Here is a 6061-nt window from a genome sequence, read left to right on the forward strand (position 1 = left end):
TCGCCCTGGATGGCGGCCTGCGACGGGGTGCCGCTGACACACGGCTCGATATCGTCGGGGTTGCACATGCCGGGCGCGGCCAACTTCGCGAACACCGCGTCGAGGGTGGCGCGGGCTTCGGGTGTCAGGTAGCCGCTGATCGGGCTCATCCCGTCGGGGTCCTGGTTCCCGATGCTCAGGCCGCGGCGCCGCGCGCGGTCGGTGTCGGTGAAGTCGCCGTCGGGGTTGAGGCAGTCGAGAAGCTTGTCGGCCAGCTTGGCCAACTCATCGGGACGATGTTCGCCGGCCAGCCGGGCCAGGTGCGCTTCGGCTTTGGCTCGGGTCTCGAGGTCGACGACGTCGGGCAGCCGATGCCAGAACCCGCGGATCACCGCGACATGACCGGGACCGAGGTCGCCGTTGCGCTGCGCCTCCGCGGTGGCGGGCAACACCGGCGCCAACGGCTCGCCAGTCAGCGCACGCCGATCACCGAGATCGGCGGCCTCGTGCACTCGCCGGGATGCTTCGGCGCGGCTGATCCGCAACCGGTTGGCCAACGCCGCAGTCAGCTTGCCGCCCAACTCCGTCGGATCGGCCTGCTCGGCGAGCTGATTGACCACCGGATATTCCAGCGCCGGCTGCCAACGACGCAACTGCTCCAACCGCTCCAACACCCGCAGCCGCTCCGGCGTGGTCAGCACATCAAACGTCAGATCCAGGGCGCGTTTGTAGCCGGCCTCGAGCGCGTCGAGAACCTCGACGATCTCCTCACGACTACTAGAACGCATGTTCGAATTGTATCGCCACGCACCGACACCGAGCCACGCCGGAGGCGCAATTGTGGATGAAACCGCAACTGTGGATAACCGGCGAGTGCCGCCGCTATTCTGCGGGTGTGAAGCTGGTGTTGCCCTTAATGGCGCTTGCCGTGGGTGCCTCGCCCCTGGCCCACGCCGACGACAACGACACCGCATACGAAGTCGCTATTCAATCGGTGGACGTGCCCGCCAGCAGTCCTGCGGCGGCAACCGCATACGGGCGGGAGTTGTGCAACCGGATCTCCGAAATCGGTTTTGATCCGTTGGTTGGAGTAGTTCATCAGGAAAACGGCACGGCCGGAGTCACCATGCATCAGTCGGCGCTGATCATCGGCGCGGCCATATCGAATTACTGCATCGACAAATTCGGTTTGCTGCCGAAAACCCTCACCTACTAAGCCTCACACCGGCAGCCCGGAGAACATCACTCGTGCCGGATCGTACTTCTGCCGAACGGCGTCAAGTCGCGAGAGGTTAGGCCCGAAGTACCGCGACGCCGGCTGGTTGGCCTCGAGGTAATTCGCATACCCGCCAACCGAATACGGCCCCACCGCCTTATGCGCCGCACCCAGCCAGCCGAGCGCGCCCGACGGGTCGCCGGACGTCTCGACGTACCACTGCACCAACGACGACTGCCGACGCCACGGGAAAGCGGAAGCTCCCACCGGCACGTCGGCCAGCGCACCGTCGAGCGCGTGCATGATCGCCAGCATGCGACCCGCCCCGCGCGGGAACGCGTCGACCGCGGCGGCGATACCCTGTGCAGCGGCCGGGGTGATCGCCGCGAAAACGTCTGAGCCGCCGACATACCCAAGCGGCGACGGGTTGAGGTTGTTGACAGCAAGATAATTCGTCAAGTCCAGATAGTTGAACGTGTGATTTTCCGTGCCGCCCGGTTGGATGCCGACGGCCGACGTGATGGCGGATGCGACGGCGGCACCGGACCCGGCCGGGCAGGTAGCCAGGATGCGACAGTGCGTGCCCATTTGGTCGACGGTGGCATCCGCCAGCGCCCAGCAGCTTCGATCGGCGGTACGCAGCCAGCTCTGCCAGCCCACCAGCACCTGCGCGAGCGACTGCGGCGGGAAGTTGAGATTCACCGCGTCGACGTCGCCGGTGGGAAACGTCGCAAAGGTCAGCGACGTGGTCGCGCCGAAGTTTCCGCCACCGCCGCCGCGCAACGCCCAGAACAGGTCGGGCTGGGAGCTGGCGGACGCGGTGACCGGTTGGCCGCCAGGCAGCACCACGGTAGCCGATCGCAATGCGTCCGACATCAGCCCGGCGTGCCGGGAGTGGGCGCCCAGCCCGCCGCCCAGGGCGTGGCCCGCCGCACCGACCGACGGACAGGTTCCCGTCGGGATACCCCGGCCCGCCGCCGCCAGAACCTGGTGCATCGCATACAGACTCGTCGCGGGCGTCACCGTGACCTGGCCGGTGGCGGCGTCGTAATCGATGCCCCCGGGCAGCTGGCGCAGGTCGAGCACCATCGTGCCGTTCGCCGTGGACGCCCCCACATAGGAATGCCCACCACCGCGCGGAGCGACCTTGAGGTTGTTCGCGGAAGCGAACGCCATCGCCTTCTGCACATCGGCCACCGAGGTCGGAACGACAACCGCCGCCGGTGTCATCCCGTTGTAGTTGGTGTTGAAAACCGCTTTGGCCGAACTGAATTGCGGAGAGTCCGGCCGGATGACCTGCCCACCGATAGACAGTCCGTCCCAGCCCGACGCAATCGGCGCGCCGCCGGCACGCCCTGAGCCGACAACGGCGACCGCGGCCAACGCCCCTACGGCGCCGCGCAGAAATGTCTGACGCGAGATGTCACCCGTCATGCCCGAATTGTCATGTACGCGAACCCGAGACACGCCGCGATACTGCACACTCGACCGCGTGTCGCCCCAAATGTGCGCGAACCTTTACCGCGCCGTGTTCTGGACGTGACAGCGATAGACCAATGTTCGATGCGACCGCAGAATATTGAGGGGGGTGGGTATGCGTCGCAACTTGATGTCGCAGTTGAACAATCAGCCGTTGACAGTACGTGCGCTGATCGGTCTCGGATGTCTGATCACGGTGGCCACCGTCTTCTCGACGCCGGGCGAGGCAGATCCCAACGACGACAACTTCATCGACGCTCTCAGCCACGCCGGCATCGAGTACGGCGAACCGGGCAACGCGATGGCCGTCGGGGAGTCCATCTGCCCGATGATCGCTCAGCCGGGCGGCAGTTTCGCCGCCGCCGCATCGGGTGTCGCCCGCCGCGGCATGTCACCGCAAGTGGCTCGAATGTTCACCACCATCGCGATCCGGACGTATTGCCCCGAGCAGTTGGCAAACCTTATGGGCGGCAACCCTTCCGGTCCGCCACAGTTCCCCGGCGTTACCGGAATTCCGGGGGTCTAGCGCGTCCCCAGCGGGTCGATCGTCCACGCGATATAGACCATCGCGGCCGCGACGGACGCCATCGTGGCAAAGTCAATCCCCTTGCTGCGCACCACCAGAAGCCCGGCACGGTCCTCGGCGAGCGCCAACCGCAGCACGGCGGCAAGGCCGACCCCGATGCCGATCAACAGTGCGCCACGGCGCCAGAAGTTGGCCGCCGCCAGACTGAACGCCACGACGAAAATCAGCATCACCGTCACGATCGGCCATTGCGGGCGGAGCAGGCTGCGCACGCTCACTGCCCCTCGGCCAACTCAACGACGTTGGTCAGCAGGAACGCACGAGTCAACGGGCCCACGCCGCCAGGATTCGGCGAGACGTGTCCCGCGACCTCCCACACGTCGGGGTGTACGTCGCCGGTGAGTTTGTCGTTGACTCGGCTGACGCCGACGTCGATCACGGCGGCGCCGGGACGCACCATGTCTGCGGTCAACATGTGCGGCACACCGACCCCGGCCACGATGATGTCGGCCTGCTTGGTCAGCGCGGCAAGGTCACGAGTTCCGGTGTGGCACAACGTCACCGTCGCATTCTCGGAACGACGGGTCAGCAACAGCCCCAGCGGGCGGCCCACCGTCACACCACGGCCGATGACCACCACATGAGCGCCGGCGATCTCGACGTCGAAGCGCCGCAGCAGGTGCACGATGCCGCGTGGGGTGCAGGGCAGCGGGGCCGGGTCCATGAGCACCAGTCGGCCGAGGTTGGTCGGATGCAGCCCGTCGGCGTCTTTGGCCGGATCGATGCGCTCCAACGCGGCGTTCTCGTCGAGCTGCTTCGGCAGCGGCAACTGGACGATGTAGCCGGTGCATTCGGGGTTGGCGTTGAGTTCGTCGATGGTGTCGTTGAGCTTCGCCTGGCTGATGTCGGCGGGCAGGTCGCGGCGCAGCGAGGTGATACCCACCTTGGCGCAGTCGGCGTGCTTACCACGGACGTAGGCTTGGGACCCCGGGTCGTCGCCGACCAGCACGGTGCCCAGGCCGGGCGTCCGCCCCGCCGCAGTCAATGCGGCCACCCGCTCTTTCAGGTCGACGAAGATCTCGTCGCGCGTGATTTTGCCGTCCAGCGTGATTGCACCCACGTCGTCCAGTTTGTCATGAGCGCTGTGCCGCCCGCTGTACGCTCCTGACCATGTCCGAAGCCCCGGACGTGCTGGCGCCGGCGAAGCTCGGGCCCATCACGCTGCGTAACCGCACCATCAAATCCGCGACCTTCGAAGCCCGCACGCCAGGCGCATTGGTCAGCGACGACCTGATCGAGTACCACCGGCTGCCGGCCACCGGCGGGGTCGGCATGACCACCGTCGCCTATTGCGCGGTCTCGCGGGGCGGCCGCACTGAAGGCAACGGGATCTGGATGCGACCGGAAGCGGTGCCCGGGTTCCGACGGCTCACCGACGCGATCCACGCCGAGGGGGCGGCGGTCTGCGCACAGATCGGACATGCCGGCCCGGTCGCCAACGCCCGCTCCAACAAGGCCACCGCGCTGGCCCCGGTGCGCTTCTTCAACCCGATCGGCATGCGGTTCGCCAAGAAGGCCAGCCGCGACGACATCGACGACGTGATCGCCGCGCACGCCAACGCGGCCAAGCTGGCCATCGAGGCCGGGTTCGATGCCGTCGAAGTGCATTTGGGTCACAACTATTTGGCGAGTGCGTTTTTGAGTCCGCTGATCAACCGGCGCAACGACGAGTTCGGCGGCTCGCTGGCGAACCGGGCCAAGGTGGCCCGCGGCATGGTCATGGCCGTGCGGCACGCGGTCCAGGACCAGATCGCGGTGACCGCCAAGCTCAACATGTCCGACGGCGTGCGTGGCGGCATCTCGGTCGAGGAGGCGATCACCACCGCCAAGTGGCTGCAGGACGACGGCGGATTAGACGCTATCGAGCTCACCGCCGGCAGCTCGCTGGTCAACCCGATGTACCTGTTCCGCGGCGACGCCCCGCTCAAGGAATTCGCCGGCGCCTTCAAGCCGCCGCTGCGTTGGGGCATGCGGATGACGGGCAAGAAATTCCTGCGCGAATACCCCTACAAAGAGGCCTATTTGTTGCGCGACGCCAAGCAGTTCCGCGCCGAGCTGACGATGCCGCTGATCCTGCTCGGCGGCATCACCAACCGCGACACGATGGATCTGGCCATGGCAGAAGGCTTCCAGTTCGTCGCGATGGGCCGCGCCCTGCTGGCCGAGCCCGACTTGATCAACCGGATCGCACGCGACGGCGCCGGCGTGCAATCCGCGTGTACGCACTGCAATCGCTGCATGCCGACGATCTACACCCGCACCCGTTGCGTGGTGACCGGCGCGCCCGATGCGTTGGCGCACTGACCTACTGACGCGTCGTCCGTGTCGCTCGGAGGCGATCGAGCGGCAGCCGATACAGTCGGTGCAGTGAGCCAAGCAGCTAATGTTGGGGCGATGAGTCACGCCGCACCGCCCGCGCTGACAGTCCGGCACGACGGATCACAACGTACCTTCGCCGCAGGTCACGACATCGTGGTTGGCCGCGATCTTCGCGCCGACATGCGCATCACGCATCCGCTGATCTCCCGGGCACACTTGTTGCTGCGCTTCGATCAAGGCCGCTGGCTGGCCATCGACAACGGCTCGCTGAACGGCACCTACGTCCACGGACGCCGCGTGCCGGTGATCGACATCCATGACGGCCAGGCCGTCAACATCGGCAACCCCGACGGGCCGCAACTGACTTTCGAGATCGGACGCCACGACGGTGTCGTAGGCCGGCCGCCGCAGACGACGTCGATGCCGATCGCCAAATCGCCGGCGCCCGCCCGGCCGGGACCCGCGCCACAGCAACCACGCCC

General features: G+C 66.8%; 8 protein-coding genes. 4 read left to right on the forward strand and 4 right to left on the reverse strand.

The window, feature by feature from the left end; translation table 11 throughout:
* On the reverse strand, positions 1-767 hold a 767-nt coding region (locus WAN02_RS03205; RefSeq protein WP_422262742.1), incomplete at its 3' end, for a DUF222 domain-containing protein.
* A 56-nt stretch (positions 768-823) separates the two neighbouring features.
* On the opposite strand from WAN02_RS03205, the gene WAN02_RS03210 reads away from it, so the two are divergent.
* Positions 824-1195 (forward strand): DUF732 domain-containing protein, encoded by a 372-nt coding sequence (locus WAN02_RS03210; RefSeq protein WP_422262743.1) that lies wholly within the window; start codon positions 824-826, stop codon positions 1193-1195.
* A 3-nt stretch (positions 1196-1198) separates the two neighbouring features.
* Here the strand turns inward: WAN02_RS03210 and WAN02_RS03215 are convergent, their stop codons facing one another.
* On the reverse strand, positions 1199-2629 hold the full coding sequence (locus WAN02_RS03215; RefSeq protein WP_422262744.1) for an FAD-binding protein: 1431 nt from the start codon (positions 2627-2629) through the stop codon (positions 1199-1201).
* Between the two features lie 160 nt (positions 2630-2789).
* On the opposite strand from WAN02_RS03215, the gene WAN02_RS03220 reads away from it, so the two are divergent.
* A complete protein-coding gene (locus tag WAN02_RS03220; protein ID WP_422262745.1) occupies positions 2790-3200 on the forward strand; it encodes a DUF732 domain-containing protein in 411 nt (136 codons plus the stop codon).
* Here the strand turns inward: WAN02_RS03220 and WAN02_RS03225 are convergent.
* Together WAN02_RS03225 and WAN02_RS03230 are read right to left on the reverse strand one after the other, a co-directional pair.
* On the reverse strand, positions 3197-3478 hold the full coding sequence (locus WAN02_RS03225; RefSeq protein ID WP_422262746.1) for a DUF3017 domain-containing protein: 282 nt from the start codon (positions 3476-3478) through the stop codon (positions 3197-3199). The genes WAN02_RS03220 and WAN02_RS03225 overlap by 4 nt on opposite strands.
* Positions 3475-4320, reverse strand: coding sequence for a bifunctional methylenetetrahydrofolate dehydrogenase/methenyltetrahydrofolate cyclohydrolase (locus WAN02_RS03230; RefSeq protein ID WP_422262747.1), 846 nt, complete (start codon positions 4318-4320; stop codon positions 3475-3477). Before WAN02_RS03230 ends, WAN02_RS03225 begins: the two co-directional genes overlap by 4 nt.
* Positions 4321-4370: 50 nt before the next feature.
* On the opposite strand from WAN02_RS03230, the gene WAN02_RS03235 reads away from it, so the two are divergent.
* Both WAN02_RS03235 and WAN02_RS03240 read left to right on the forward strand, forming a co-directional pair.
* Positions 4371-5564 (forward strand): NADH:flavin oxidoreductase, encoded by a 1194-nt coding sequence (locus WAN02_RS03235; protein ID WP_422262748.1) that lies wholly within the window; start codon positions 4371-4373, stop codon positions 5562-5564.
* 90 nt (positions 5565-5654) lie between these two features.
* Positions 5655-6061, forward strand: a 407-nt coding sequence (locus WAN02_RS03240) for an FHA domain-containing protein (RefSeq protein WP_422262749.1), incomplete at its 3' end; no start/stop codon positions are given.

The organism is Mycobacterium sp., assembly GCF_049281135.1.
Classification (GTDB): domain Bacteria; phylum Actinomycetota; class Actinomycetes; order Mycobacteriales; family Mycobacteriaceae; genus Mycobacterium.